The sequence below is a fragment of the Flagellimonas algarum genome, assembly GCF_040513375.1.
GTDB lineage: Bacteria > Bacteroidota > Bacteroidia > Flavobacteriales > Flavobacteriaceae > Flagellimonas_B > Flagellimonas_B algarum.
In genome coordinates, this window is sequence record NZ_JBEVTG010000001.1 from 1,089,000 (window position 1) to 1,113,518 (window position 24,519).

Annotated in this window: 23 protein-coding genes; 4 read left to right on the plus strand and 19 right to left on the minus strand. The window is 47.6% G+C overall.

Annotated elements, in window-relative coordinates; all coding sequences use genetic code 11:
- The 15 genes from ABV409_RS05010 to ABV409_RS05080 all read right to left on the minus strand — a co-directional run bounded on the left by ABV409_RS05010 (position 1) and on the right by ABV409_RS05080 (position 16,123).
- The gene (locus ABV409_RS05010) at positions 1-708 is read right to left on the minus strand and encodes a DUF6090 family protein (RefSeq protein WP_353876448.1); all 708 of its coding nucleotides are present in this window, start codon (positions 706-708) and stop codon (positions 1-3) included.
- 61 nt (positions 709-769) lie between these two features.
- Positions 770-1,897 (minus strand): AEC family transporter, encoded by a 1,128-nt coding sequence (locus tag ABV409_RS05015; RefSeq protein WP_353876449.1) that lies wholly within the window; start codon positions 1,895-1,897, stop codon positions 770-772.
- Between the two features lie 2 nt (positions 1,898-1,899).
- On the minus strand, positions 1,900-3,093 hold the full coding sequence (locus ABV409_RS05020; RefSeq protein ID WP_353876450.1) for a pyridoxal phosphate-dependent aminotransferase: 1,194 nt from the start codon (positions 3,091-3,093) through the stop codon (positions 1,900-1,902).
- Between the two features lie 158 nt (positions 3,094-3,251).
- Positions 3,252-4,271 carry a phenylalanine--tRNA ligase subunit alpha gene (gene pheS, locus ABV409_RS05025; protein WP_353876451.1) on the minus strand — a complete coding sequence of 340 codons (1,020 nt, stop codon included), beginning with the start codon at positions 4,269-4,271 and terminating at the stop codon, positions 3,252-3,254.
- Positions 4,272-4,417: 146 nt separating this feature from the next.
- The gene (locus ABV409_RS05030) at positions 4,418-5,044 is read right to left on the minus strand and encodes a carbonic anhydrase family protein (protein WP_353876452.1); all 627 of its coding nucleotides are present in this window, start codon (positions 5,042-5,044) and stop codon (positions 4,418-4,420) included.
- Between the two features lies 1 nt (position 5,045).
- Positions 5,046-6,641, minus strand: a complete 1,596-nt coding sequence (locus ABV409_RS05035) for a SulP family inorganic anion transporter (RefSeq protein ID WP_353876453.1) — start codon at positions 6,639-6,641, stop codon at positions 5,046-5,048.
- A 75-nt stretch (positions 6,642-6,716) separates the two neighbouring features.
- Positions 6,717-7,016, minus strand: coding sequence for a hypothetical protein (locus ABV409_RS05040; protein WP_353876454.1), 300 nt, complete (start codon positions 7,014-7,016; stop codon positions 6,717-6,719).
- A gap of 57 nt (positions 7,017-7,073) precedes the next feature.
- Positions 7,074-7,832: an SH3 domain-containing protein gene (locus ABV409_RS05045; protein ID WP_353876455.1), complete on the minus strand. Its 759-nt coding sequence runs from the start codon at positions 7,830-7,832 to the stop codon at positions 7,074-7,076.
- On the minus strand, positions 7,829-9,613 hold the full coding sequence (locus ABV409_RS05050) for a BatD family protein (protein WP_353876456.1): 1,785 nt from the start codon (positions 9,611-9,613) through the stop codon (positions 7,829-7,831). The genes ABV409_RS05045 and ABV409_RS05050 overlap by 4 nt, the downstream gene beginning before the upstream one ends.
- Positions 9,607-10,467: a tetratricopeptide repeat protein gene (locus ABV409_RS05055; RefSeq protein WP_353876457.1), complete on the minus strand. Its 861-nt coding sequence runs from the start codon at positions 10,465-10,467 to the stop codon at positions 9,607-9,609. Before ABV409_RS05055 ends, ABV409_RS05050 begins: the two co-directional genes overlap by 7 nt.
- Before the next feature lies 1 nt (position 10,468).
- Complete coding sequence (locus ABV409_RS05060; RefSeq protein ID WP_353876458.1) at positions 10,469-11,518, minus strand: VWA domain-containing protein; 1,050 nt, start codon at positions 11,516-11,518, stop codon at positions 10,469-10,471.
- Between the two features lie 4 nt (positions 11,519-11,522).
- A complete protein-coding gene (locus ABV409_RS05065) occupies positions 11,523-12,521 on the minus strand; it encodes a vWA domain-containing protein (protein ID WP_353876886.1) in 999 nt (332 codons plus the stop codon).
- Positions 12,521-14,185 carry a BatD family protein gene (locus tag ABV409_RS05070; RefSeq protein ID WP_353876459.1) on the minus strand — a complete coding sequence of 555 codons (1,665 nt, stop codon included), beginning with the start codon at positions 14,183-14,185 and terminating at the stop codon, positions 12,521-12,523. Before ABV409_RS05070 ends, ABV409_RS05065 begins: the two co-directional genes overlap by 1 nt.
- Positions 14,185-15,051 carry a DUF58 domain-containing protein gene (locus ABV409_RS05075; protein ID WP_353876460.1) on the minus strand — a complete coding sequence of 289 codons (867 nt, stop codon included), beginning with the start codon at positions 15,049-15,051 and terminating at the stop codon, positions 14,185-14,187. The genes ABV409_RS05070 and ABV409_RS05075 overlap by 1 nt, the downstream gene beginning before the upstream one ends.
- 70 nt (positions 15,052-15,121) lie before the next feature.
- Positions 15,122-16,123, minus strand: a complete 1,002-nt coding sequence (locus ABV409_RS05080; RefSeq protein WP_353876887.1) for an AAA family ATPase — start codon at positions 16,121-16,123, stop codon at positions 15,122-15,124.
- A gap of 158 nt (positions 16,124-16,281) precedes the next feature.
- Here ABV409_RS05080 and ABV409_RS05085 point away from each other — a divergent pair, with 158 nt between their 5' ends.
- The 3 genes from ABV409_RS05085 to ABV409_RS05095 are packed head-to-tail and all read left to right on the plus strand — an operon-like array spanning position 16,282 to position 19,052.
- Positions 16,282-17,154 carry an aldo/keto reductase gene (locus ABV409_RS05085; RefSeq protein WP_353876461.1) on the plus strand — a complete coding sequence of 291 codons (873 nt, stop codon included), beginning with the start codon at positions 16,282-16,284 and terminating at the stop codon, positions 17,152-17,154.
- Positions 17,155-17,163: 9 nt separating this feature from the next.
- Positions 17,164-17,919: an SDR family NAD(P)-dependent oxidoreductase gene (locus tag ABV409_RS05090; RefSeq protein WP_353876462.1), complete on the plus strand. Its 756-nt coding sequence runs from the start codon at positions 17,164-17,166 to the stop codon at positions 17,917-17,919.
- Positions 17,916-19,052 carry an ATP-binding protein gene (locus tag ABV409_RS05095; protein ID WP_353876463.1) on the plus strand — a complete coding sequence of 379 codons (1,137 nt, stop codon included), beginning with the start codon at positions 17,916-17,918 and terminating at the stop codon, positions 19,050-19,052. The genes ABV409_RS05090 and ABV409_RS05095 overlap by 4 nt, the downstream gene beginning before the upstream one ends.
- Here ABV409_RS05095 and ABV409_RS05100 read toward each other — a convergent pair whose 3' ends face one another.
- The gene (locus ABV409_RS05100) at positions 19,053-20,978 is read right to left on the minus strand and encodes an amylosucrase (protein WP_353876464.1); all 1,926 of its coding nucleotides are present in this window, start codon (positions 20,976-20,978) and stop codon (positions 19,053-19,055) included.
- 1 nt (position 20,979) lies between these two features.
- The gene (locus ABV409_RS05105; protein ID WP_353876465.1) at positions 20,980-21,924 is read right to left on the minus strand and encodes a carbohydrate kinase family protein; all 945 of its coding nucleotides are present in this window, start codon (positions 21,922-21,924) and stop codon (positions 20,980-20,982) included.
- Positions 21,925-22,062: 138 nt separating this feature from the next.
- Here ABV409_RS05105 and ABV409_RS05110 point away from each other — a divergent pair, with 138 nt between their 5' ends.
- Complete coding sequence (locus ABV409_RS05110; protein WP_353876466.1) at positions 22,063-22,797, plus strand: metallophosphoesterase family protein; 735 nt, start codon at positions 22,063-22,065, stop codon at positions 22,795-22,797.
- A gap of 8 nt (positions 22,798-22,805) precedes the next feature.
- Here ABV409_RS05110 and ABV409_RS05115 read toward each other — a convergent pair whose 3' ends face one another.
- Positions 22,806-23,246, minus strand: coding sequence for a hypothetical protein (locus tag ABV409_RS05115; RefSeq protein WP_353876467.1), 441 nt, complete (start codon positions 23,244-23,246; stop codon positions 22,806-22,808).
- Between the two features lie 126 nt (positions 23,247-23,372).
- A complete protein-coding gene (locus ABV409_RS05120; RefSeq protein WP_353876468.1) occupies positions 23,373-24,284 on the minus strand; it encodes an OmpA family protein in 912 nt (303 codons plus the stop codon).
- Between the last annotated feature and the right edge of the window lie 235 nt (positions 24,285-24,519).

Below are 24,519 nucleotides of genomic sequence, written 5' to 3' on the forward strand. Positions count from 1 at the left end.
TTATTCTGGGATCATTTCTTTTAATCGATTCGCATGTTCAACGAACTCTTGTAAATAGCCGATAGCGATACCGTAATGGACGAAATAATAACTCGCGACCCGATTTTTATAGTCCGCATCAGTCAGGGTGTATGCGATGAACGCATCCAGGTTTCGGCGCAAAATATAATCGGGGTACCAGCTGTGGTTTTGCTTCCAGTGTGAAAAGTTGTCTTCGATGTCCGAAATAATATAGTCGTTTAAAAAATCGAATCGGCTGGTCGTTAGGTTGTAAAATTCGGCAATGGCAATTTGTAGCGGGTCTTCGGCTGCCGTATCGTCAGAAGCACTTTTTAAAAGATCGAAACCACGTGTGGTTACCGAAATGCGTGGCGCATAAGTCACCAAACTGAAGTAGGTAGAGTCGCTATAGTCATTCTTGCCCAATGTACCGTCGAGAACGTGTTGGATGTAAGGTTCCCTTCTTTCATAGTATGCGATGACTTCATTGACGGCAGCAATATCGCCTTCCAGATCCGAGTTGATCATCGCGTAAATGGTCTGTCGCTTCTTATCGGCTTTCTTTTGTTCGTTCCAATTGTTGACCTGAAGGGCGATCAATATCCCGATGACCACCAAAATGATTTCCCCTAAGGCATACTTGAGGTATTTGGCAGATTGACCTCCAAAAAGCAGGTTTTCACGAATACGCCTGAAAATTTTGGCCATTTGGGTACGGTTGACGATCTAAGGTAAGAAATTCACCCATATGCCATGCCATGTTCGAAAATTACAGACGTTCGGCTTGCGCGGTTTCGATTTTCGGGTCGGCGAGTCGGATCAAGGTCGATTTCTTGCGCAGGTATCCCACGAACGGATATACCATGCCCATACCCATGAACACCATCGCTGTTAGGATAAGGTTGGCCGTAGGCACGAATAGGGAACCACTGTTCAATACGCCCAAGATGAGCGAGGTCGAAAAAGGGAACGAAAGGGCCAATAAGGCCACCGCATACCCGCTGTCAAAGGTTTTCTCCCTTTTGCCCTTTTCGAGTTTGTCGACAATCGCGATATGGGCGTAAGGCCAAAAACTACAGGCACTTAGACCGAAAGCGAGCATCAGCAACACCTCCTCTTGCAGTTGTGGACCGAAAAGCGGGTTCACCATGCCTACCAACAAAAAAACAAGGCCCGCACGAAGCAGGAGAACCGATGCGATCTGGGCGAATTGGTGTTTTTTGAATTTCACCGCCAAACCGATGAACACTAACACCAAGGGCGTCATCATTAGACTGAGTTTTGAGAGGCTATCAGCGAAAATGAAAGGTATCGTATCCATGGTCAGACCGAAACCCAATAAAATCAGTGCTAAAGCGATGAACAGGTTTACAGGTTCGGTGACCAGGGTCTTGACTAAGGATGCCAGTTTCGCTTTGCCGGCCGTATTTTGGATTTGGTTCTTCTGATAGTACCAGCGCATAGCGATCAAATAAAGTACGATCAACACGAATACTTTGTTTCCTAAATCGGCCATGGCCACTTGGGCCAATGCGCCGTCACCAAGGAATTCAAGAACAAATGGAAAACAGGAGAGGCCAGGTGCCAAGGAGGGCATCAATAAGCGGGCGGTGCGAAATGCAGGCGTATTTTTTCGAACCCCGATGATCCGTAAGACGAATGGGGAAATGCCGAATAGGACCACATTGAAGGCTAGGGCGAACAAAGGCAACAGCAAGAGCGTCAAATCGATCCGAATACCCAATAATGCGATACAGATGGTCGCCGGAAGGGCGAGGTTCAAGATGATTTTTTTGATTCCGTTGATTTCCTCAGGAGCCTTGAATTTCGTTTTCAACGTCACGCCCAGTGCGATGAAAATCAGGAAAACAAGGGTTTTTTCCAGTCCGACTTCCATGTTTAGACCATTACCTTGGCGAGGGCTTGGGTGAACAATTTCATTTCATCAAGGGTGCCCATACTGACCCGGCACCATTTCTTATCAAAAAATTGGAAGGCCCTCACCCCGACTTTTTCGGCGGTCATCTTATTGAGAAAGGCCTTGCCTTCCATTTCGATCGGAAAGATCATAAAACTGGTATGGGAGGGTACGGGTTCAAACCCCATGCTTTTCAAGGTGTTGAAGGTATACGCTCTAGCCTCGGCGTTTCGTACTCTTGAGGTCGTCAGGAACTCGGTGTCGTCCATCGCGGCCAAAGCGGCGAAAACCGATGGATAGCTGATCCCCATTCCGGCTCGGGTAATGCGTTGTAATTCATTCAGGGTCGTTTCTTGGGCAACGGCATATCCGACACGTAGTCCCGCCATACCGTGAATTTTAGAAAAGGTCCTGGCGATGATGACGTTCTTGCCTTCGTTGATCAAGGATACCATACTGTGTTTGGCGCCTTCATCCAAAAACCACAAATAGGCCTCGTCAACGAATACGGGCACTTGTTCGGATACCCTAGAGCAAAAATCCAACAGTGCCTTACTATCGGTAATGGTTCCGGTGGGATTGTTGGGATTGCAGATATAGACCAATTTGGTTTCCGAATCGATGGCCTGTTCCATGGCTTCAAGATCATGCGACCAATCGTCCTTTAGCGGAACGGGTTTCCAAGTGCCTCCCGCGGCTTCGGCTACGCGTATCAATGACATATAGGCCGGGTCGGCCGAGACCACGTTGCCCCCGTTCATAAAAAGGACCATGGCGGTCTTTTCTAGTAAATCGGAAGAACCGGGCCCCATCATGATGTTCTTTGGACTCACGTTTTCGAACGTGGCGATCTTTTCGATCAATTGAAAAAGTTCTTTCCACGCATAGCGGTTACCTCCGGCAGCGGCATTTTTGAGGGCCTCCAATGCCATGGGAGAAGGTCCGTATGGATTTTCATTGGCGTTGAGTTTGGCCTCAAGGGGTGGAAATTCCCGAACGACATCGGGTAGGAATTCCTTAAAGAACGGACTATAGACCGCATTGCCAGCTTCATCTAGGGTCAAGGGCAGGGTTTCGTTTCTGGAAAACCCCAAATAGGGTGCGGCCAAGAACCCGCCGGCGGTCAGCGCCGAGGTTTTCAGCCAGTTTCTTCGATTGATCGTTGATTTCGACACGGGTTGGATGTTTTTTGGATTAGCGTTACCCAAGTTAGTGGCGCATGCCAAAAAAACCTATGGTAATCCCATAAAAATCAACCACTTAAAATGATAAATCAAAAAAAATAAGCTTGAAAAAAAACGAAGTGTTCAAAGTTGAACAACGGAAATCGGGTTTATAAGGCCGATTTGAACTGCTCTAAAAAGCGGACATCGTTTTCACTGAGCAAACGGATATCCGAGATTTGATGCAACAATAGTGCGATTCGATCGATACCCATTCCAAAGGCGAATCCGGAATAGACTTCCGGGTCGATGCCGCAGTTTTGCAAGACATTTGGGTCTACCATGCCACAGCCCATGATCTCTAACCAGCCGGTACCCTTTGTCATTCGATAATCGGTTTCCGTTTCCAATCCCCAATACACATCCACCTCGGCACTGGGTTCCGTGAACGGGAAGTACGATGGGCGCAACCTGATTTTAGACTTTCCGAACATTTCTGAGGTAAAATGCTGTAGGGTTTGTTTGAGATCCGCAAAGGATACATCCTTATCGACATACAATCCTTCGACTTGATGGAAGAAGCAGTGGGATCGGGCCGAAATCGCTTCATTTCGATAGACCCTACCCGGTGATATGGTTCGAATGGGGGGTTGGTTCGCTTCCATATAACGGACCTGAACCGATGAGGTATGGGTTCGTAATAGGATATCGGGATCGGTCTGAACGAAGAAGGTGTCCTGCATATCCCTCGCCGGATGGTGTTCGGGCAGGTTCAAGGCAGTGAAATTATGCCAATCATCTTCGATTTCAGGGCCTTCTGACACATTGAACCCAATGCGTGAGAAAATGGAAATAATCCGGTTCTTTACGATGGAAATAGGATGTCTTGCCCCGAGTTCCAACGCTTCCCCTGGCCGCGTGAGATCTCCATATTTTCCAACGACCGCCTGGTTGTCAGAAAGGCTTTCCTTTAAGGTCTCGACCTTTTCTTGTGCCGCGTTCTTCAGTTGATTGATGGCTTGGCCAAAGGCCTTCTTCCCCTCATTGGGAACGTTCTTGAATTCGGCGAAGAATTCGTTCAAAAGGCCTTTCTTACCCAAATAGGTAATGCGAAAGGTCTCGACTTCCTCAAGTGATGAAGCGGTGAACTTAGAAACGGTTTCCAAATGTTCCTTAATGGTCTCAATCATTGTCGATTGCGTTAATGAGCCGACAAATTTAACAATTTGCACTAGAAAGCCGAAGGAAATTCGGCTTACCAGCCATTAGGGGCATCAAAAAAAGGCCGTAGTCGCACCGACCACGGCCTTTCCGTTTGTTCCAACGGAGGTATTCATTATAAGAAATGCACGCGGCCGTCGGCGATATCGTACATGGCGCCAACGATGGCGATTTCCTTGTTTTCTTCCATCTCGCGTAAGACCGCACTTCGGTCACGAATGGCCTGAATGGTCAAGGCGACGTTCTTTTCGGCCACGGTGTTGACGAAGGTACTGTTCTTCGAAGTACGCTCCTCAGCTGATGCCGGTTCAGCGACCGCATCTACGGCCGTTCGGATCCTACTCAATAATAAGGTAAGGTTCCCCAATCGGGCATCATCGACCGCGCCTTTGACTGCCCCACAACTGGTGTGGCCTAGCACAACGATTACTTTGGTGCCTGCGAGTTTACAGGCAAATTCCATACTGCCCAACAAATCTTCATTGACGATATTGCCGGCAACACGGGCACTGAAGATATCACCTACACCTTGATCGAAGACCAATTCGGCAGAGACCCGTGAATCGATGCAACTCAATATGGTCGCAAAGGGGTATTGACCGGTAGCCGTCTGTGATACTTGGGCCAAAAGGTCGCGATCTGCCATTTTTTTGGATACGAAACGTTCGTTACCTTCTTTGAGCAGGGTTATGGCCCCTTCCGGAGAAAGAGCGGCTTGTGTTTCTTTTGTTTGTGTGATCATGTTATGCGGTTTTCTTTTTTCTCAGATTAAAAAATTCAATGTAACTCGGCGGATTCTCAACGATGCCCCGTTCGGAAACCAATTTGATGTCGATGTTCCGTTCCTTGGCTTTCGATGAAAAATCTTCGAGGATCTCGATGATGTCGTTATCCAAATAACGGGTTTTGCGAACATCAAGTTCAAGGTAGGAATCTTCCGGGATTCGATCCAATTCCTTTAAGATGGCCCCTTTGTTGAAGAAGGTGACTTCTTCAGCCAAGGTCATTTTCATTCGATGGCTGCCGTTGCTCTTGTCTTCAATATGCAAGAAGTGGGAGTTTTGGTAGCTTTTGATCAGGATGACCACGATACCAACGGCAAGACCCAGACCGATACCGACCAAGAGATCGGTAAACACGATACCGACTACGGTTACGGTAAACGGAACGAACTGTTTCCATCCCAAATTATACATCTTCTTGAATAGTGATGGTTTAGCCAGTTTATAACCTACGATGAACAGTACCGCTGCCAATACCGAAAGCGGAATTTGGTTCAATAAGGTGGGGATCAACATGACTGAGATCAATAGGAAGAACCCATGGATGATGGCCGACATTTTCGTTTTGCCCCCAGACTGGATGTTGGCTGAACTACGAACGATTACCTGGGTAATCGGAATACCTCCGATCATACCTGAAAGGATGTTACCCGATCCTTGCGCCAACAATTCACGATTGGTCGGGGTCACCCGTTTTTTAGGGTCCAATTTATCGGTGGCCTCGACGCAGAGGAGTGTCTCAAGACTTGCGACCAAGGCTATGGTAAAAGCGGTGATCCAAATCTCACCTTTTCCTATGGCCGAAAAATCAGGAAAACTGAACTGGCCGATAAAACTATCAAAGCTGTCAGGAACGGGAACGCTGACCAAATGCTCTTCCGAAATGGCCAATGATGACGAATCCTTGGTCAGGATGTAAAAAACGATTCCGACGATGACAGCGACCAAGGGCCCCTGGACCAACTGAAAGAACCGCCCTTTTTTGGAAAGGACGTTGTTCCATAAGATCAGGATGAACATCGCTATGACGGCTACGATGGTGGCTCCCAAGGTGAAATTTCCGCTTAAAATACCACTGATGGTATTGAAGATTTCCGAAAAGGTATTTTCACCATCGATTTGGAAGAACGCGAAGTCACCTTCAGGGTCTTTGTCAAAACCGAAGAAATACGGGATTTGTTTTAGAATGATGATGATACCGATACCTGTGAGCATGCCTTTGATTACCGAAGAAGGGAAGTAATATCCTATGATCCCGGCTTTCAACAATCCGAAGATGATCTGGATAACGCCCCCTAAGACCACGGCTACCAAAAAAGGTTCATAACCTAGTGAGCTGATAGCGGCCAAAACAATGGCTGCCAGACCGGCTGCAGGTCCACTGACCCCGATTTGGGATCCACTTGCGGCACCGACCACGATCCCCCCGACGATTCCGGCGATAAGACCGGAGAAAAGGGGTGCCCCACTAGCCAAGGCGATACCCAAACACAAAGGCAGGGCAACGAAAAACACCACGATACTTGCGGGTAGGTCATTTTTTAAATTCTTGAACATAAAAGTAATTTTTTGTCTTCGTTGGTTGTTGCTTAAAATGAAGACAGTTAATAATTAGGATGTTTTCTGGAGCGGTTAGGCGAACGGTTCCGGAGGAGGTAGTACCACTTCGTGGTTGCCTTCGGAAAGCGAGATAAGGGCCGTCATACCGACGGATGCCGTTTGTTCGCTTGCGTACAGGGCGAGAAGGCTTTCTATGGGAAGAACACCGTCTTTTTCCCCGATTTTGAGTTCATTCTCACTGCTGTTCTCTTCTTCGTTCAGATCGACGACCAACGATAGGTCGTTCTTGGCGAATACCAAGGCCTCTACCGAAGGGGCCAGTATCGAACAAATAAGCAAGGACGCTATGAATGAAAAAACCAGGGTTTTCATGGAATACCTTCTAAAACAAATATAAAAGTAATACTATTGAAATCCTGTTAATTTTCTTTAAAAGTCTTTCAATAGTTTCAGGCTTTCAGCGGGAATCCAGCCGGTTTGGCCGTCAGCGATCCAGATTTTGTTCCACTCGTTCAAGGTTTCCAAGACATTGACCTTGGTGCCTTCATGCAAGGTGAATACTTTTTCGCTGCGTTCGTTGGGTTCCGAAGCGACCACGACTTCACGTTCGAATATAATGGCCGGATTGTCTGAAAGATGGTCTTGCCATTGCAGGTAGGCAAAAACCACCGATAGTCCGGCGAGGATCAGTGATACCACACTGGTAACGAACATCACCCGCTTCTGGGTGGCCCCGAACAGGGCGTAATACAAAAGGTAAGCGATAACAAAGGCCAAAACGAGGAAAACGGTCAAATAGGCCCACTGGTCGAACGTCATGATATTGACCAGGTTGTTATATAATTTCGACCAGGGGGTTTCGGGCATTTGATCAATGGCATCAAGGCGCATGTTCTGCGCATAGCCAAGGTTGTTCAAGATTTCGGGATCGTTGGGTCGCAGCAACAAGGCCTTTTCGAAATAATAGATACTCGGACCGATTTCATTCAGTTTGTAATGGCAATTTCCCAAATTGAAGTAAAGGGAAGCCGAATGCTTTCCGTTTTTCAGGATCTCTTGGTAATAGTCGGCGGCTTTTTCAAAATTTCCATCGTTATACGCCTTGGTCGCCTGCACGAATAAGGTCTCATTTTGGGCCTGGGCGCCGAGAGCAAAGCACAACATCACGATGAATATCCGGATCTTCATAGCTGCTTATCGATTTTGGAGATGACATCACTGGCTTTTTCGTAATCTTGCTGCATCTGCACCTCGGTGAATGGACTGTATCGTGCCATTTCACAATTTTTCAAAAGGCCGATAAAGGAGTCGATGTCGGTGGCATTGACCTGTTTTTCGTGCAATAATGCTTCTATTTTTTCTTTGCTGAATTCAGAGGTTTCAATTCGCAATTTCGCCTTTAAATAGTTGTGTAGCGCCTTCTCAAGGGCGATGTAGAACTGATCCTCGTTGCCCAGTTCCTTTTTGGCGGTCGAAAGGTATTTTCGTGCCAATCTGTTCGCTTTTCGTAAACGGTTGCCTTCGACGTTTTGGCTTTGCTTTTGTTGTTGTTTTCGGAAGAGGATGAACAACGGAATGATCAATAGGGATCCGAAAATATATCCGAAGAACCGGTTTGAACCAAAAAAGTAATTCGTAGCGATGGGGGTGAGGTTCGGTTTGACCTTGATGAAGTGGAACTGTTTTCCCGTAGGGATCGTAATTTTCCGGGCTCCCGGGGTGGCAGCAACTGATTCCCCTCCATCCGTAGGCCCTTCCATAACGTTGATGGTGATCTCGTCTGAATTCAGGGTTTTGTAGGTGGCCGTTTTGGGGTCGAAAAAGCTAAAAGAGATACTCGGAATCGGATATTTGCCTCGAAACGCGGGTACGATCGTATAGTTGTTGGCTACTTTGCCTTGCATGCCCGCAGCGGTAGTACGCACGTTTTCATCGAATTCGGGTTCGTAGACTTCCAAGGCACTGGGCAGATCGGGTTCTGGCAATTGAAACAGCTTCAGATTGCCTTTTCCGGTCACCTCGACCTTGGCCTGTAACGACTCCGAAGCATTCAAGCTCGTCTTGCTGGTGGTCACCTCAAAATCGAATTCCCCAACAGCACCACTGAAGCCATCGGGTTTTCCTGCCAAGGGTAATGGTTTCACATTCAAGGTGCGACGCCCCGCTGAAACGGTTTTGCTGGTTTGTTTGAAAATGCGCCCCCCGAAAAAATCCCGGCGATTGGTAGGAACATCCACGTAGATTTCCAATGAAAGGGGTTCGATATTCAATTTTCCTTCCTTTTGCGGATAGAGTACTACCCGTTTCAAGACCACGCTTCGATACGGTTTGCCTTCATAGGTAGCGTTCTTCGAGTTGTATTTGGTTACCGGGATGTCCTGACTCCAGAAATTATTGTATTTCGGACTGTCTAAAGGCCTAAAGTTCGTGACCGAAATGGAGGGACTGACATATAATTTGTAGACCACGGTGACCGCCTCGTTCAGGTACGGATTGCCCTTGGATACTTCGGCGACAAGATGAAGGCTTTCGTCGGCGACGTCATCGACCGATTTCGGCGCGTTCGGATTATCCACCGCCTCCGTAATGGTGACTTTCTTTACTGGGGTCTTATAGGTTTTGCCCTCGATTTCGACCGTGGCCTGGCCAATTTTGAAACTCCCTTTGCTCTTCGGTGAAAGAATATAGGAATACGTCAACGAGAACGATCGTTTACCGTTGACCCAGCTGTTGCTTTGGGAAAGCGCCGGACCCATGACCACTTTAAAACCCTCGAAATCGGGCGGGCTGAAATTATCACCGTTTTTGTTCATGGTGAATTCGACCTTCAACCGTTCGTTGATCCCCAGTCGTTCTTTGCTCAAATTGGTCTGGAATGAAATGGCCTCATCTTCTTGGCTCCAAGACAAATGGCTTGTCGCCAGCAAGAAAATCGCGAATCCATATGTTACCCATTTGTTCACTACCAATCCTTCTCGTTTTTGATCTTGGCACCTTTGACTTTTTTGGCGTCGATTTTTTCCTGGACCTTTTTCTCTTCGTTCTGCATGGCCTCTAAGAGGTTTTGGATCTGTTGTTTTGAAAGTTGGTTGGGTCGGGGTCGTTTTTGTTTTTCAGGTTCTTCGCCTTGATTCGGTTGTTTCTCCTGTTCCTTTTTTTGTTCACCGTCGCCTTCCTTATTTTCTTCGGGTTGGTTTTCCCCTTGGTCACCTTCGTCTCCCTCGTCCTTGTTTTCTTCGTCTTTGTTTTCGCCTTCCTTATCCTTGTCTTGATCCCCTTCGTTGTTCTGGTCTTGGTTCTTGTCTTTTTGGTCCTGTTGGTCTTGGTTCTTGTCGTCTTGGTTTTGGTCGTTGTTCTCTTCGTTCTGTTGCTTTTTTAGCATTTCTTTGGCCAAGGCAAGGTTGTACCGTGTTTCATCATCCTTTGGGTTGCTGCGCAATGCCTGTTTGTAGGCTTCGACCGCTTTTTCATATTCCTCGTTCTTCATGAACACATTGCCCATATTGTGAAAAGCCTTGTGCTTGCTCGGTTTTTCAGTCGCTTTTTCGCCGGCTTGTTTGAACCTACCAAAGGCTTCGGTGAAATTTTCCCTATTGTAATATGCCCTGCCTAGATTGTAGGGGGCGGCGGCATTTTGATCGCTTTTCGAAATCGCCCTCCGATAGTCGGCCTCGGCATTGACAAAGTCGTTTTTGGTCAGGGTCTTGTTGGCGTCATAGGTGATATCGGTCGATTCACGCAGGGCCTTTTCAGCTTGGCGCTGTGCTTCGGCATCCTCTTGGGCATGTCCGAAAACCACGGCGAATAGGAGAAGGGTACTCAATTTAAACTTTATCATCGTGCGCATTGAAAAGGTTCAACTTCTTTAACCATCCGGTTTTTCGATCTAAGAGGAAAATGTCTAAAAATAGAAAGAATAGTGCGATCCCCAAGAACCATTGGAATTGGTCTTTATATTCTGCGAACTGCTTGGCCTCGAATTCCTTTTTGTCCATTCGTTCGAGTTCCTCCTTGATATATTCGACGGCATCTTCGGTATTCGACCCATTGATGTATTGACCATTGCCTTTTTGGGCGATGTCCGATAAGACCATTTCATTCAATTTCGAAATGACCACCTCACCCTCTGAATTCTTTTTCAAACTTTCTACGATACCGTTGCGCTTGATGGGTATCGGGGCACCTTTGGGTTTACCCACCCCTATGGTAAATATCCGGATGCCGTTCAACACCGCACCTTCGACGGCATCAAGGGTCGATCCTTCCGAATGGTCTTCACCATCCGATATGATAAAAAGGATCCTATTGGTTTGATCCGCATCGTTGTAATAGGTGGTCGCCAATTCAATCGCCGAATTGATGGCGGTGCCTTGCGAAGAAAGCATATCGGTATTCATGCTCCTTAAGAACATTTTCGCGGCACTATAGTCGGTGGTGATGGGTAATTGCGGGTAGGCTTGCCCGGCATAGGCGATGATGCCGATCCGGTCACTGGCCAATTGGTTGATGATCTCGGAAACCAATCGCTTCGCTTTTTCGATGCGGTTCGGGGCGATATCCTCGGCCAACATGCTTTTCGAGACATCAACGGCAAAAACGATGTCGACCCCTTCGCGTTTGACGGTTTCGAGTTTAGTGCCGATTTTCGGATTGGCCAACGCAATGACCAAAAAGCTTAATCCCAACAACAAAAAAAGCAACTTCAGGGGTCCCTTGACCGTGGATCGATCAGGGGCTAGACGCTTCAACATGGCATGGGAAGCGAATTCGCGTTGTTTGCTTTTTTTCCAAACCTGGAGCAAAAGGAATAGCAAGACCAAAACCGGGACGATGCCCAATAAATAGAAATATAGTTTTTCGTCGAACTGTACCATTGTCCTAAATGAAACTTTTAAATAAAGTGGCTTTCAACCCCCATTCCAACAAAAGCAAAAGACCTGCCAAAAAGATCAATGGCCTGAATTTTTCTTCGTATTTGTAATACTTGAATTCTTCGATTTCGGTCTTTTCGAGTTTGTTGATCTCGTTATAGATTTCTTCCAGTTTTTCGTTGTCAGTGGCCCTGAAATATACCCCGCCGGTAACCTCGGCGATCTCTTGCAGCAATTTTTCGTCGATTTCGACCTGGCGCATTCCATATTGGAACGATCCATCCCTCTTATAGGCTATCGGGGTCAGTGCATTGCCATTGGTACCCAGACCGATGGTGTAGGTTTTGATATCGTATTCGACGGCCAGATCCGCAGCGGTCTGGGGTTCGATAAATCCGGAATTATTGACCCCGTCGGTCAACAAAATGATGACCTTGCTGATGGCCTTACTCTCTTTGAGCCGATTTACCGAGGTAGCCAGACCCATGCCAATGGCGGTTCCATCTTCCAGCTGCCCGTAGGTAATCTCACGAAGGGATCCCTGAACGATGGATTTATCACTGGTTATCGGCGTTTTCGTATAACTTTCCCCAGCGTAGGCGACCAATCCGATACGGTCACTAGGGCGCTTTTCGATAAAATCGGCTGCCACATCCTTCAAAGCCGCCAATCGGTTCGGTTTAAGGTCTTGGGCCAACATACTCGATGACACATCGATCGCCATCACGATATCGATACCCTTAGTCGTTTTGGTACGTGTCGAGATATCTTCGGTCTGCGGTCTTGCCAGGGCGGTAATGATCGCGGCCAATGCCAACAGACGGAGTACGAAGAGCAAGGGTTTTAATTTGGGTAACATCCCATTCCCTACAAAACCTTTGATACTCGAGAGGCGAACTGCGGCTACTTCTTTTTTACGCTTGAACAGATACCATAAAAGTGCCAGTGGCAAGAGCAAAAAGAGCCAGAAGAATTGAGGATTGGCGAACTCGATATTGTCAAACATCATACCTGGGTTTTTACATCGACCGAGGCCAATATACGTTGAACGATCTGTTCGGCGTAGGCATCGCCGTTTTCCCAAGTCATGATGACGTGTTGCATAAACCCTTTGCCCCCAAAACTGAGGATGGCATATTCGAAACGACGTGAACTGCCGCCGTCAGGTTCTTGCAACTGCCCCGAACCGTGGGTTTTCAAGCCCTGAACACCTGACTTTGAGAAAAAGTCATCTTGCTTGGTGATGATGTTTCGGACCCCACCTGACTCGAAAGTGGTCAGCATGCCTTCAATTGCCCCTTCGAAATTGGGATCTTCTTGTTCGACAAAGGTGGTCGAGTTGGTGGTTACGGAAAACAAACCGCGATAATTGCCGTACCCGAACGCCTGGAATTCCTTGACGGCCTTTTCGGCTTCCTGTGGTAGGGCAACCTCTTGTCGGATCAACACTTCGGGGGTTTCGATTTCGATTGGAGGGAAGCCGTAACTGCTGGCTACCCATTCCTTTTCAAGCAGGGTTTTGGTCGGATAGCCGAAAACGGAATCCTTAACGGTCTTGAATCCGAAATATGCCATGGAAATACCGCTTCCCAAAACGATGAACCCGAGAATACTCGCCGCTGCGATATAGATCCGTTTCTTTTTGTTCTTTTGGGCAAGTTCTTCCAAATAGGCCTCGTTGTGCAAGAGTTCCTCTTCGGAAGGTTCGGGTAAGGCTTCCTTGGTCTTTACTACTAGACTTTCAACGAATTTCCGGTCTTCCTCCGCCCTGCCCGAAGCGGGTTTCTTTTTGGCGAATTTGACCAAATCGGCGGTCTGTAATACATTCTTGAACTGTTGGATGGTATCGCCCTCCAAACCAAGTTCACCGGCATCCTTGAGCAGCTCCAACCTTTCGATCAATTGGTCGGTCGTACTTTCGAGGGCAGCGACATGGACATCTTCCTCAAGATACGAGCGGATGATATCGGTCAATTCCGAATAGTATTTCTTGTATTCGTCTTGAATGAGGTATTTTGAGTTTTCAAGACGCTTCAATTCCAATAGAGCTCGGTCATAAGCAGGCAACAAGGCTTCCTTCTCTTCTTCGCTCAAAGGTTTTCTTCGGTTGATATACCAATAGACCGCTCCTCCGATGGCGGCAAGCGCCAACAACACCCATAGCAAGATCATCCAGATTTTGGCGTTGCTTTTTTTCACCTGGATCAAGGGTTTGATATCGTACATCTTCTGTTTCGTGGTATCGACGACCACATCGGCGACCTTGATATTAAAAGAATCGGTAAAGTAAGGTTGTTCGTTGATCGCGATCCTTTGGGGCGGTATGGTATAGGCTCCGCTATCGAATTGGGTAAGTGCGTAAATGCGTTGCAGGGTAATCCGATCTTTATTTTTGGTCGAATCGATTTTTAGGGCTTCGACCATTTCAAGGGGCGAGAAAGTTTGGTCTTCCGGAAATGCAACGATGTTAAGGCTGTCAGTCTCAACGGTGATCGTAAACTGGATCTGCTCCCCGATCTTTATGGACGCGGTATCGATTTCAGCACGTACTTTGGAATCTTGCTGGGCCATCAATCCTTGGACGCCCAATAGAAAGCAACATAGCAAGGTTGTAGCGATGTGCTTTCGAAAAGCGAACGAATGTATGTATGGCACCCCGATCTTCTGCATTATCCCCTTCGTTTAAAATACCCCAATAATTTCTTCACATAGCTCTCATCGACCCGACAATGGATGACGCCACTGCCCGATTTGTTGAACGAATCATTGAAATAATCGACCCGCTCCAGATGGTATTTCCAATATTCATGGCGTACCTTTTTCGACCCGGTATTGATCAATTGATAGTTGCCCGACTCGGCATCCATTACCTGGACCATTCCAAGATTGGGAATGTATTCTTCTTTTTCGTCGTAGACCCTGATCCCGGTTACATCATGCTTGTTGCCGACGATCTTCATGGTCGTATCATATCCATCGGTGATGAAATCGGAAAGGACGAACACAATGGCTTTTTTCTTCATCACATTGGTCAAGAACTTCAAAGCCTCGGCCAAATCGGTTTGATTGCTTTGCGGTTTGAATTCCAACAATTCCCGTATGATCCGAAGCACATGGCTCTTTCCTTTTTTTGGAGGGATGAACAACTCTACTTCGTCTGAAAAAAGGATGAGTCCTACTTTGTCGTTATTCTGCAATGCGGAAAAGGCCAAGGTGGCCGAAATTTCGGTAATCACCTCTTTTTTGAACTGATCCGAAGTACCGAACAGTTCGGAGCCACTCACGTCGACCATCAACATCATGGTCAATTCACGTTCTTCTTCGAACACCTTGACGTAAGGTTCATTGTATCGGGCGGTGACGTTCCAGTCGATATTTCGAACATCGTCACCATATTGGTACTGCCGTACTTCGCTGAAGGTCATGCCCCGCCCTTTGAAGGTCGAATGGTATTCGCCCCCGAAGATATGATCCGACAACCGCCGGGTCTTTATCTCGATCTTACGTACTTTTTTTAGCAGCTCCTTTGTATCCATCCAAAAGTCAAGATTTCGGTTTGGCCGATTGCCATTGAACGACGACCGTCAAGCCAAACCCAAAGTGTGGTTAGGGCACTTCGACCTCGTTGACGATCTTGTTGATGATCTCTTCCGAGGTAATATTTTCAGCTTCGGCCTCATAAGTGATCCCGATACGGTGTCGAAGGACGTCGTGTACAACTGCCCTGACATCTTCTGGGATCACATAGCCCCTGCGCTTGATAAAGGCATAACATTTCGAGGCATTGGCAAGATTGATACTTCCCCTGGGGGAAGCTCCAAAACTGATCAGTGGTTTGAGGTTTTCAAGGTTGTATTTCTCCGGATAGCGGGTCGCGAACACGATGTCAAGAATGTACTTCTCGATCTTTTCGTCCATATATACCTCTTTGACCGCTTTTTGGGCACTGAGTATCTGTTTCACGGTAACTACCGGTTTGATGGCTTGGCCGCCACCGTTCAGATTTTGACGAATGATCAATTGTTCCTCGTTCAATTTGGGATAATCGATCACGGTCTTTAACATGAATCGGTCGACTTGGGCTTCGGGTAAAGGGTAGGTCCCTTCTTGTTCTACCGGGTTTTGCGTTGCCATGACCAAAAATGGTGCATCAAGCGCAAAAGTCTCGTCCCCAATGGTGACCTGACGTTCCTGCATCGCCTCGAGCAATGCCGATTGCACTTTGGCAGGCGCCCTGTTGATCTCATCGGCCAACACGAAATTGGCGAATATGGGTCCTTTCTTGATCGAAAAGTCGTTCTCTTTGATATTGTAGATCAAGGTACCCACGACATCGGCGGGTAACAAGTCGGGTGTAAACTGGATTCTGCTGAAACTCCCTTTGACGGCTTTCGCCAGGGTGTTGATCGCCAAGGTCTTTGCCAAACCGGGCACCCCCTCCAAAAGAATATGGCCTTGCCCCAATAAGCCGATGAGCAAACGTTCGACCATATGTTTTTGTCCGACAATGGCCTTGTTCATTTCAAGGGTCAACAAGTCGATAAAAGCGCTTTCCTTCGCAATTTTCTCGTTCACCGCACTAATATCCATCGTAGTATTTTCCTCCATATACAATTCGTTGTCTCTGTGGATTTTGTTCACCAAATTAATAAAGCGCAAAATGAAAATTAATTTAAAATCGACCTGTTAATTATTGGTTAAAAAAAGCCGGGAAGCCCAAGTTTTATGAAGAGTTTAAGGGATTAATTTTATACTTTCACCAGCCTATGGACAAGACCGATTTATATTCAAAGATCATTGCCGGAACGATGACTTGGGGAAGTTGGGGAAAGCAACTTTCGACCGATGGAATGCGCGATTTGATGCACCATTGCCTTGCCTCCGGAATCACCACCTTCGATCATGCCGATATTTATGGCGATTATGGAAACGAGGAGGCCTTTGGGGCCGCTTTTTCGGGCAGCGGTATCGCTAGGGAAGACATCCAACTCATCACCAAGTGTGGGATCCAACACGTCAAAGGAAGGCCCAATCACGTAAAACACTACCAATACGACAAAGACTACATCATTTGGTCTGCCGAGCGATCGCTCGAATGTTTGAAAACCGATTATCTTGATTTGTTCCTTTTGCACCGACCGAGTCCATTGATGCATCCCATGGAAATCGCTGAGGCCGTCGAACATTTGATGGACCAAGGAAAGATCAAGCAGTTCGGGGTTTCGAATTTCACGCCTTCGCAAATCGCCATGGTAGAATCGGCGGTGGGTGTTTCGGCGAATCAGGTCGAGTATTCCATGACCCATGACGCCCCCATGTACGATGGCACCTTCGATGATTGTATCGCAGCGAATCGTATGGCGATGGCCTGGAGCCCTTTAGGCGGTTATTTTAGGGAGGACGACGACCGAACCGCCAGGATCAAAGCGGCTTTGACCCCCATGTTGGAAAAGTATGATGCCAATGAAAGCCAGTTGTTGCTAGCCTTTATCATGAAGCATCCGGTTTCGATCCATCCGGTAGTTGGAACGGCCAACAAAGAGCGTTTGGTTGATTCGATGAAAGCTGCTGAAATCGATATGGAACTTACGGATTGGTTTACCTTATTGGCAGCCAGTCAAGGGCATAAGGTGCCTTAATCAAAGCTTATGAAAAAGACGGTATTCATTACGGGAGCCTCGAGCGGTATCGGTAAAGCAACGGCCGAACGTTTTGCGAATGAAGGCTACGGCTTAGTGCTCTGTGGCCGACGACAAGAACGTCTCGATGCCCTTAAGGAAGAACTTGGCGGAATGGCCCCGATCCATACCTTGAATTTCGATGTTCGGGAAAAGGAATCCGTGCAACAGGCCATCGCCTCTTTGCCAGAAACCTTCAGCTCGATTGATATCTTGATCAATAATGCGGGTAATGCGCACGGCCTGCACTTTATAGACGAAGGCAGCCTGGAAGACTGGGACGCCATGCTCGACATCAATGTGAAGGGACTTCTTTATGTCTCACGGGCCATTTTACCGCGAATGGTCGAACGCAAATCGGGCCATATCATCAATATCGGATCGACCGCAGGAAAGGAAGTGTATCCTAAAGGCAATGTCTATTGTGCGAGCAAGCATGCCGTCGACGCCATCAACCAAGCCATGCGCATCGATTTGAACGCCCACGGGATCCGTGTCGGGGCGATCAACCCGGGCTTGGTCGAGACCGAATTCAGCGAAGTGCGTTTTAAAGGGGATACGGAACGGGCCAAAGGTGTTTATGAGGGGTATCAGGCTCTTTTGCCCGAAGATATTGCCGATATCATCCATTTTGCGGTTACCCGCCCCTACCATGTGAATATCGCCGATTTGATCGTGATGCCCACGGCACAAGCCAGTTCGACCATTGTGAAGAAAACACCATGATCAACAAACGCTTGCTGGTCAAGAACTTGCTCGCCCACAATGACGAGAACAGTTTTTATGACAAAAAGCGTTTTATCTCGATCGGAGAAAAGGAAGGCAAGGCCAAATTCCTCAAGCATGTTTGCGCCCTCGCGAACAGCAACCCCAAGAACAATTCCTTTATCGTTGTCGGTGTAGAAGACGAAGACAACAAAATCGTCGGGGTCGATTTTTTCGATGATAGTAAGATTCAAAACCTGGTCAATGCCTATCTAGCAAACCCACCGAAGATCTCGTATGAGAACATCCCCTTTCCACATTTACCGGAAGGCAAAGTAGTAGGCTTGGTCACCATACGGTCTGATGGCAATATTTGTTCGTTGCGCAAGAATATCTGGAAATATTACGGAGGGTCCGTTTTCTTTAGGGAAGGAAGCATCAGTCTGCCGAAAGTCTTTGATATCGAAATCGAAGACATCAATTCGGCCACGGTTGCGACTATCGAGCAACATGCCCGCAATAATATCGAACTGACCTTGGATGGTGTCATCGATTTCATCAATAACCGCCACGGAGACCTGAATAGCAGCTACAAAGTATTCAAAGAACAGTTCGTGGTTTGTTGGGCAGGCCATCAAAAAAAAGTAAAGGATCAGGTCTATTACTCACGCGTCGATATCGAGCTGATCAACGAACAGGTCAAATTGTTCTATTCGGCTTTGGATGAAATTACGATCAGCTTTGATGACAATACGTTCAACACCCTCGAATTTGTGCAACTGGGGTTGGGGAAACAGCAGAAATACTATCCATTGGAGGAAGTGACCATTACCTTTTCCGAAAATGGCAATTATACCATTGACAGCCAATTGGTCTTCGACCCACCGCAATACGATAAAAAGACCTTGTTGCATATTTTGAATACCAACCAGACACTGCTATCGAAATTGACCAAAAGCATGCCACTTACGGCAACGGAACAAAGGGATTTGAAACATTTGCCCGACACCTTTCTGATCTGTTATCTGAACGGTTTCGAAGAGGCCAAAGAACAAATGGAACTGGCCAGACCGTTGTTGAAAGCTTTCGATACCGCGACCTACCTTTCGTTGAAAGAAGCCTTGCGGATCCTACGAAAAGTGCGGTACAGCTAATTAAGGCCGTCGGATCCATAACATGCCGTAAGGGGCAATGGAGATGAAACCGCTGTTCAAACGAATATGGTCACCACCGATGATTTCAAAAAAGCTTTGGTCTTTCAAATACCCTAAACGCTCTAAAAACCCGCTATCGAACACTTGTTCGGATTCATCGAAATTACAGATGATCAATAGGCTTTTTTCACTACCCTTCCGTTCAAAAACAAAGAGGTGCTCATTGCCGCAATGGTGGATCAACGGGTTGCTGCTATCAGCCAAAACCGGGAGTCGTTTGCGGAGTGCGATCAGTGATTTGATGCGGTGGTAGATAACGCCTTGCGGGTGTTGCATGTCATCCAATTTCTTGACCAGGGCCCAATCTTGTTTGGGGCGGTTCACCCATCGACTGTCTTCTTTTTTGTCGGTTTCGTTCAAAAAGGTGTAGTCGTTCAAGGTGCCGATCTCATCTCCGGCATAGATCATTGGAATCCCCCCGAACGACAAGACGATGCTGTGCAGCAATACGATTTTATCAATGGCTTTTTGGACCATTTCTTGGTTATTGCCTTCCAGTCCCCGCTCGAGTCCCAACAATGAAGCTGCGCTTCCTGTGATCCGACCGTCGCCGGTCTTTGGGTTGTACATAAAAGGAAGTCCTTTGGCCGGTGACCAGTCCAGCTGTTGGCAATAGTAGTCCAATAAGAATTTACGGTGCCCTTGGGGGTTCCAACCCAATTCGCCGATAAAGCGATCATCAAGACCCAAACCGATATCGTCGTGGCAACGGATGTAGTTGACCCACGTACAGTCTTCCGGTTTGCTGGCCACATTGGTCAGGCTTTTGTGTAGCAAGGCGGCTTTTTTGGTAGCGATCGAATTCCAGAGGAGGGCCATTAGGGAAGCGTTGTAGGCAATCTCACATTCATTGCCCTTTCGTTGCCCTTCGCCGAAATATTTCAAGATATCGGTCGGCGAAACGATGGCCTCGGCCAATAAAATGCTTCCTGGTGCAACCACCTGAAGACACATCCTGAATAAGCTGATCAATACATGGGCCTCTGGTAGGTTTTGCGAAATGGTCCCGATTTTCTTCCACAGAAATGCCAAGGCATCGAAACGGACCACATCGACCCCCAGATTCACAAGCTTGACCAGGTTTTCAAGCATGGCCAGAAAAACTTCCGGATTGGTATAGTTCAAATCCCATTGATAGGAATTGAAAACGGTCATCACCCAACGCTGCATTTCAGGGATAAAGGTGAAGTTGCCCGGGGAGGTTTCCGGAAAAACCTCAGGAAGGGTCTGTTCAAAAAGGTCAGGGATATCGCGTTCGGCATAGGTGTAGTAGAACCCCTGGTACTTTCGATCACCCGATTTTGCTTTTTCAGCCCACGGAAATTCATCCGAAGTGTGGTTGACTACGAAATCGAGCATTAAATACATGTTCTTTTCACGTAGGGTCGAACTGAGTTTCAGCAGGTCTTTTTTGGTGCCGAAGCGTTTGTCGATCCCGACATAATCATTCACGGCATAGCCTCCGTCATTTTCACCTTGGGGTCTTTTGGTCAAGGGCATCAAATGCAGGAAATTGACCCCTATCGCTTCAAAATAACCCAGCTTTCCCTCTAGCGTCTTGAGGTCCTTCGCAAAACGATCGACATAAAGCTGCATGCCCACGAGTTGCTCCGATTGGTACCAATTTCCGGAATGGAGCCGCTTGATATCTTGCGCTTTGAGTTCGTCGGGGCGCGATTTATGCAGCTTGCGCAGGGTTTTCAATAGCTTTTTGAAATGTCCGGATTCCTTGCCATTTGGGTATAGCATTAGGAAAAGGTCTTTGATCAGGGTCAGGTTGGTGGCCATTCGTAAATCGAAAAGCGCGGCCGGATCCTTGGGCTTGGCTTTTTCTGATAGCATGCGATGCAGCGCAGCCTGGTTCATTTTACGACTGGAGTTGGTTGAGGGTGGGTAGGGCGTTGATCGCCCCGAACTGTGTGGTCGTCAAGGCACCGGCCCGATTGGCGACTTTAACCATTTCGAGCAAGCTATCCGTGTCTTCAAAAATCGAAGGGATGTTGTGCAATTGCGCGATTTGGAACAAGAGGCATCCTATGAAGGCGTCGCCGGCACCAGTGGTATCAACGGCAGAAACCTTGATGCTGGGCACGGTATGTTGTTTATTCGGCGTGCTTACGAAGGTGCCGTCCTTACCTAGGGTAATCGCGATGATTCGGGCCCCTACTTCGTGCAGATAGGAGCAGGCCTCTTCAACCGCTGTTTTGCCCGATAGGAGTTGCGCCTCTTCGAGACTGAACTTGCACAAATGTGATTTTTCTACATAGGGCAGGCATTTTTTGATGAAGGTCGCCTGGTCATCTTGCCAAAGGTCACTTCGGTAATTGGGGTCGAAACTGATAAACGCCTCTTCGGTCAGGGCATCGAAAAGATAATGCCCATAGGCCTCTTCCAATTTGCCGCCCAACATGGCCGTTGCCGCACCGAAATGGATGATGTTGTTTTTGAAATCTTTCTTGATGGCCTTATCGTATTTCAGCTCCTTATCGGCCCCCCGATCGAAAACGAAATCGCGTTCGCCATCTTCCGCAATGGAGACAAAGGCTAAGGTCGTGAAGGTCTTGGAGCGTTGGGCCAATGAGATATCGACCCGCTCGTTCCTCAAAACGTTTAAAAGAAACGTACCGAAAGGGTCTTTGCCTACAGCTCCGATAAAGGAGCTTTTGCCACCTAATTTGGCAACGGCACAGGCCACATTGGCCGGAGCCCCACCGGCTTTTTTCGTAAAGTCGTTGGCTTTCGACAGTTCACTGCCTTGGTGTTCGGCAACGAAATCGATCAAGAGTTCCCCTATGCAAAATACTTTGGTCATGCGTTTGCATCATGCTTGGCTGCACAAGGTATAGAATTCGTATCGCCTTCCAAAAATTTTTGGGACATCGGCACAAACTTTACGCTAAGTTTTCATCCATTGCCGGGAATTCGACTAATATTGCCCCAAAATCGAAGTATGCGTACGTTGGTCATCGGTGATGTTCATGCCGGACTCAAAGCCCTGCAACAAGTATTTGAAAGGGCCAAGGTCAGCCCTGAAGATCATGTTGTTTTCTTAGGGGATTATGTCGATTCTTGGAGTGATGCCTTTGAAACGATCGCTTTTTTGATCGAGCTCGCCGACACCCATAACTGCACCTTTATTCGGGGCAACCATGACGAATTGTGTCGTGAATGGATGCTTACCGGAAACGAAAACCCCCAGTGGTTGGCCCATGGGGGCATCGCTACCCGCGATTCTTACCTTAAGGCCGGGAAATCGAAATGGGAGGCCCATCTTGATTTTTTTGCCAAACTGGAGAACACTTACTTGGATGATTTCAATCGACTTTTCCTGCATGCAGGGTTTACCAATTTGAAGGGGATCGAGTTTGAATACTTCAATCAGCTTTTTTATTGGGACCGCACCCTATGGGAGCTCGCCAAGGCCATGCCGGAAGGGATGTTGCAAAGCAATCCGAAGTATCCGAATCGGTTGCGCCATTATAAGGAGATATTCATTGGGCATACCCCGCTATCAAAAACGGGGGTCGTACCACCAAGCTGTCAAGCCAACGTTTGGAACCTCGATACCGGTGCCGCCTTCAAAGGGCCGTTGACCATAATGGATGTCGACACCAAAGCCTATTGGCAAAGCGACCCGGTCATATCGTTCTACCCAGGGGAAATGGGCCGGAACCAGGCCCTCTAAGTGTAATCTTAGAATTTACCTGCCTTATGTTCATCTTGCCATTTGACCAGTTGTTTCCACCGGCCTTCATAAGCCATTTTAGCCTGCATGGGCCAAGATGCCGGATCATGGATCCGGTAGCGGTCGCCACCAGAATCCAGGACTTCTTGGCATGTTGAAGCTGCGGTTTCAGATAAGGCTTTCCAAGTATCGATACCGGCGTTGTGGAATAGGCCTTCTATTTTCGGACCGATTCCTTCGACGATTTTCAGGTCGTCTTGCTTGATCCGTTTGCCGAAGGCCGCCTTTGCAGCGTTGGCATCGAATGCCATAGTCGTCGGTACCGCGGCCAATGGGGAAATGCTGAGGTCTTCTTGAGGGCTTGGCGGTGCTATCAACCGTTCTTCGCAAGCCTTCAGATCGGCTTCCAACCGATTGATTTTTGCTTGTAAGGCATCGGTTGCTGACATATCTACTTTGGGTTTTGCGGTTGATTTTCCCCAAAAGTATCCCAGCAAGGCACAGAGAAGCCCAACTAGAATCGGTATGAGCCAACACCAAATCGAATCTAATTCCATAATAGTTTTTTTAGCGGGTTATTGTTTTAACGTGACCACGGTTCTACGGTTCAAGGCTTTTCCTTCTTCGGTCCCATTTGAAGCAATCGGTTTGTCTGGGCCGTCTGACGCGGTAACGATACGATCGGAAGCGATGCCGTTACCGACCAAGTAGGCTTTTGCGAATTCGGCCCTTTGGAGGCCAAGGGCCACATTGGCCGTTCGTTCGCCAGTATTATCCGTATGACCTGTAATCGTACATTGTGATCCAGACACCTGGTCCAAAAAAGTCGCGATATCGATGACTTTTCGTCGTTGTTTCGAATCGAGCGAAATCGAAGCCTGTCCGGTTTCGAAATACAGCACCAAGGGATTTTCGGTAATCGAATCGAAAAGCGATTGAAGCTTTTCATGATCAGCGTCATCCATTTTGGTTATCGCAAAGGAAATCGGTCCGTAGAGTATGCTATCGGCAGCGACCATCCCTTCTTTCAATTTGCTCGATAAGGCCGTTCTGGTCGATGGGATCCCCAAAGCCACAAATCGATTTTTAACCGCGTTGGCCCTCGCGAAACCCAAATCGGGGAAGGCTGTCTGATTCACTTCGTCGGAACGGTAATGTCCGGTGATGGAGACCATGCGGTCACCATAGGTCGAAAAATGGGCTTTCAGGCTTTCGATACCCGAAACCACCTGTGTTGACAGCGAATCTTTAATCGTTGCCGAAGACAGGTTAAAATTGAAATTGTCATTGACCTCAAAGGCATAGCCGCCGTCCTTTAGCACAAAGGGGAAACGGGTCGCCTCAGGGGTCTCGGGTAATTCAGCTTTTTCAACCGGGGTATCGACAACAGCTGCGAAGCGACAAGTAGCGCAAAGCGAGAAATAGGCCCATACACCCAATATGATCACAGCCAAAATACCCAGGGGATACCCGAGGGTTTTCGTCATGTCAATGGTTTTAGTGTTTGAACTACAAAGTATTAAAAAATCGGAACAATCGAAAAAACACGGCTATGAAGCTTGTTCATTTACAAGGGATTACCGCCCTTGGGTTTCGAATTACACGAAAAAACCGCCAACCGAAAACCATGCAGAATCTACCACCCATACAATAATTCGGACCACTCATACCATTGCCCTTTCAAATTGAAGTCAAAATGGGCAACTTTGGGTAAGTTAAGTA

Coding starts and splice junctions, on each gene's coding strand:
- ABV409_RS05010 (WP_353876448.1), bottom strand. CDS start 708: ATGGCCAAAATTTTCAGGCGTATTCGTGAAAACCTGCTTTTTGGAGGT.
- ABV409_RS05015 (WP_353876449.1), bottom strand. CDS start 1,897: ATGGAAGTCGGACTGGAAAAAACCCTTGTTTTCCTGATTTTCATCGCA.
- pheS (WP_353876451.1), bottom strand. CDS start 4,271: ATGATTGAGACCATTAAGGAACATTTGGAAACCGTTTCTAAGTTCACC.
- ABV409_RS05030 (WP_353876452.1), bottom strand. CDS start 5,044: ATGATCACACAAACAAAAGAAACACAAGCCGCTCTTTCTCCGGAAGGG.
- ABV409_RS05035 (WP_353876453.1), bottom strand. CDS start 6,641: ATGTTCAAGAATTTAAAAAATGACCTACCCGCAAGTATCGTGGTGTTT.
- ABV409_RS05040 (WP_353876454.1), bottom strand. CDS start 7,016: ATGAAAACCCTGGTTTTTTCATTCATAGCGTCCTTGCTTATTTGTTCG.
- ABV409_RS05045 (WP_353876455.1), bottom strand. CDS start 7,832: ATGAAGATCCGGATATTCATCGTGATGTTGTGCTTTGCTCTCGGCGCC.
- ABV409_RS05060 (WP_353876458.1), bottom strand. CDS start 11,518: ATGGTACAGTTCGACGAAAAACTATATTTCTATTTATTGGGCATCGTC.
- ABV409_RS05065 (WP_353876886.1), bottom strand. CDS start 12,521: ATGTTTGACAATATCGAGTTCGCCAATCCTCAATTCTTCTGGCTCTTT.
- ABV409_RS05070 (WP_353876459.1), bottom strand. CDS start 14,185: ATGCAGAAGATCGGGGTGCCATACATACATTCGTTCGCTTTTCGAAAG.
- ABV409_RS05075 (WP_353876460.1), bottom strand. CDS start 15,051: ATGGATACAAAGGAGCTGCTAAAAAAAGTACGTAAGATCGAGATAAAG.
- ABV409_RS05080 (WP_353876887.1), bottom strand. CDS start 16,123: ATGGAGGAAAATACTACGATGGATATTAGTGCGGTGAACGAGAAAATT.
- ABV409_RS05085 (WP_353876461.1), top strand. CDS start 16,282: ATGGACAAGACCGATTTATATTCAAAGATCATTGCCGGAACGATGACT.
- ABV409_RS05090 (WP_353876462.1), top strand. CDS start 17,164: ATGAAAAAGACGGTATTCATTACGGGAGCCTCGAGCGGTATCGGTAAA.
- ABV409_RS05095 (WP_353876463.1), top strand. CDS start 17,916: ATGATCAACAAACGCTTGCTGGTCAAGAACTTGCTCGCCCACAATGAC.
- ABV409_RS05100 (WP_353876464.1), bottom strand. CDS start 20,978: ATGAACCAGGCTGCGCTGCATCGCATGCTATCAGAAAAAGCCAAGCCC.
- ABV409_RS05105 (WP_353876465.1), bottom strand. CDS start 21,924: ATGACCAAAGTATTTTGCATAGGGGAACTCTTGATCGATTTCGTTGCC.
- ABV409_RS05110 (WP_353876466.1), top strand. CDS start 22,063: ATGCGTACGTTGGTCATCGGTGATGTTCATGCCGGACTCAAAGCCCTG.
- ABV409_RS05115 (WP_353876467.1), bottom strand. CDS start 23,246: ATGTCAGCAACCGATGCCTTACAAGCAAAAATCAATCGGTTGGAAGCC.
- ABV409_RS05120 (WP_353876468.1), bottom strand. CDS start 24,284: ATGACGAAAACCCTCGGGTATCCCCTGGGTATTTTGGCTGTGATCATA.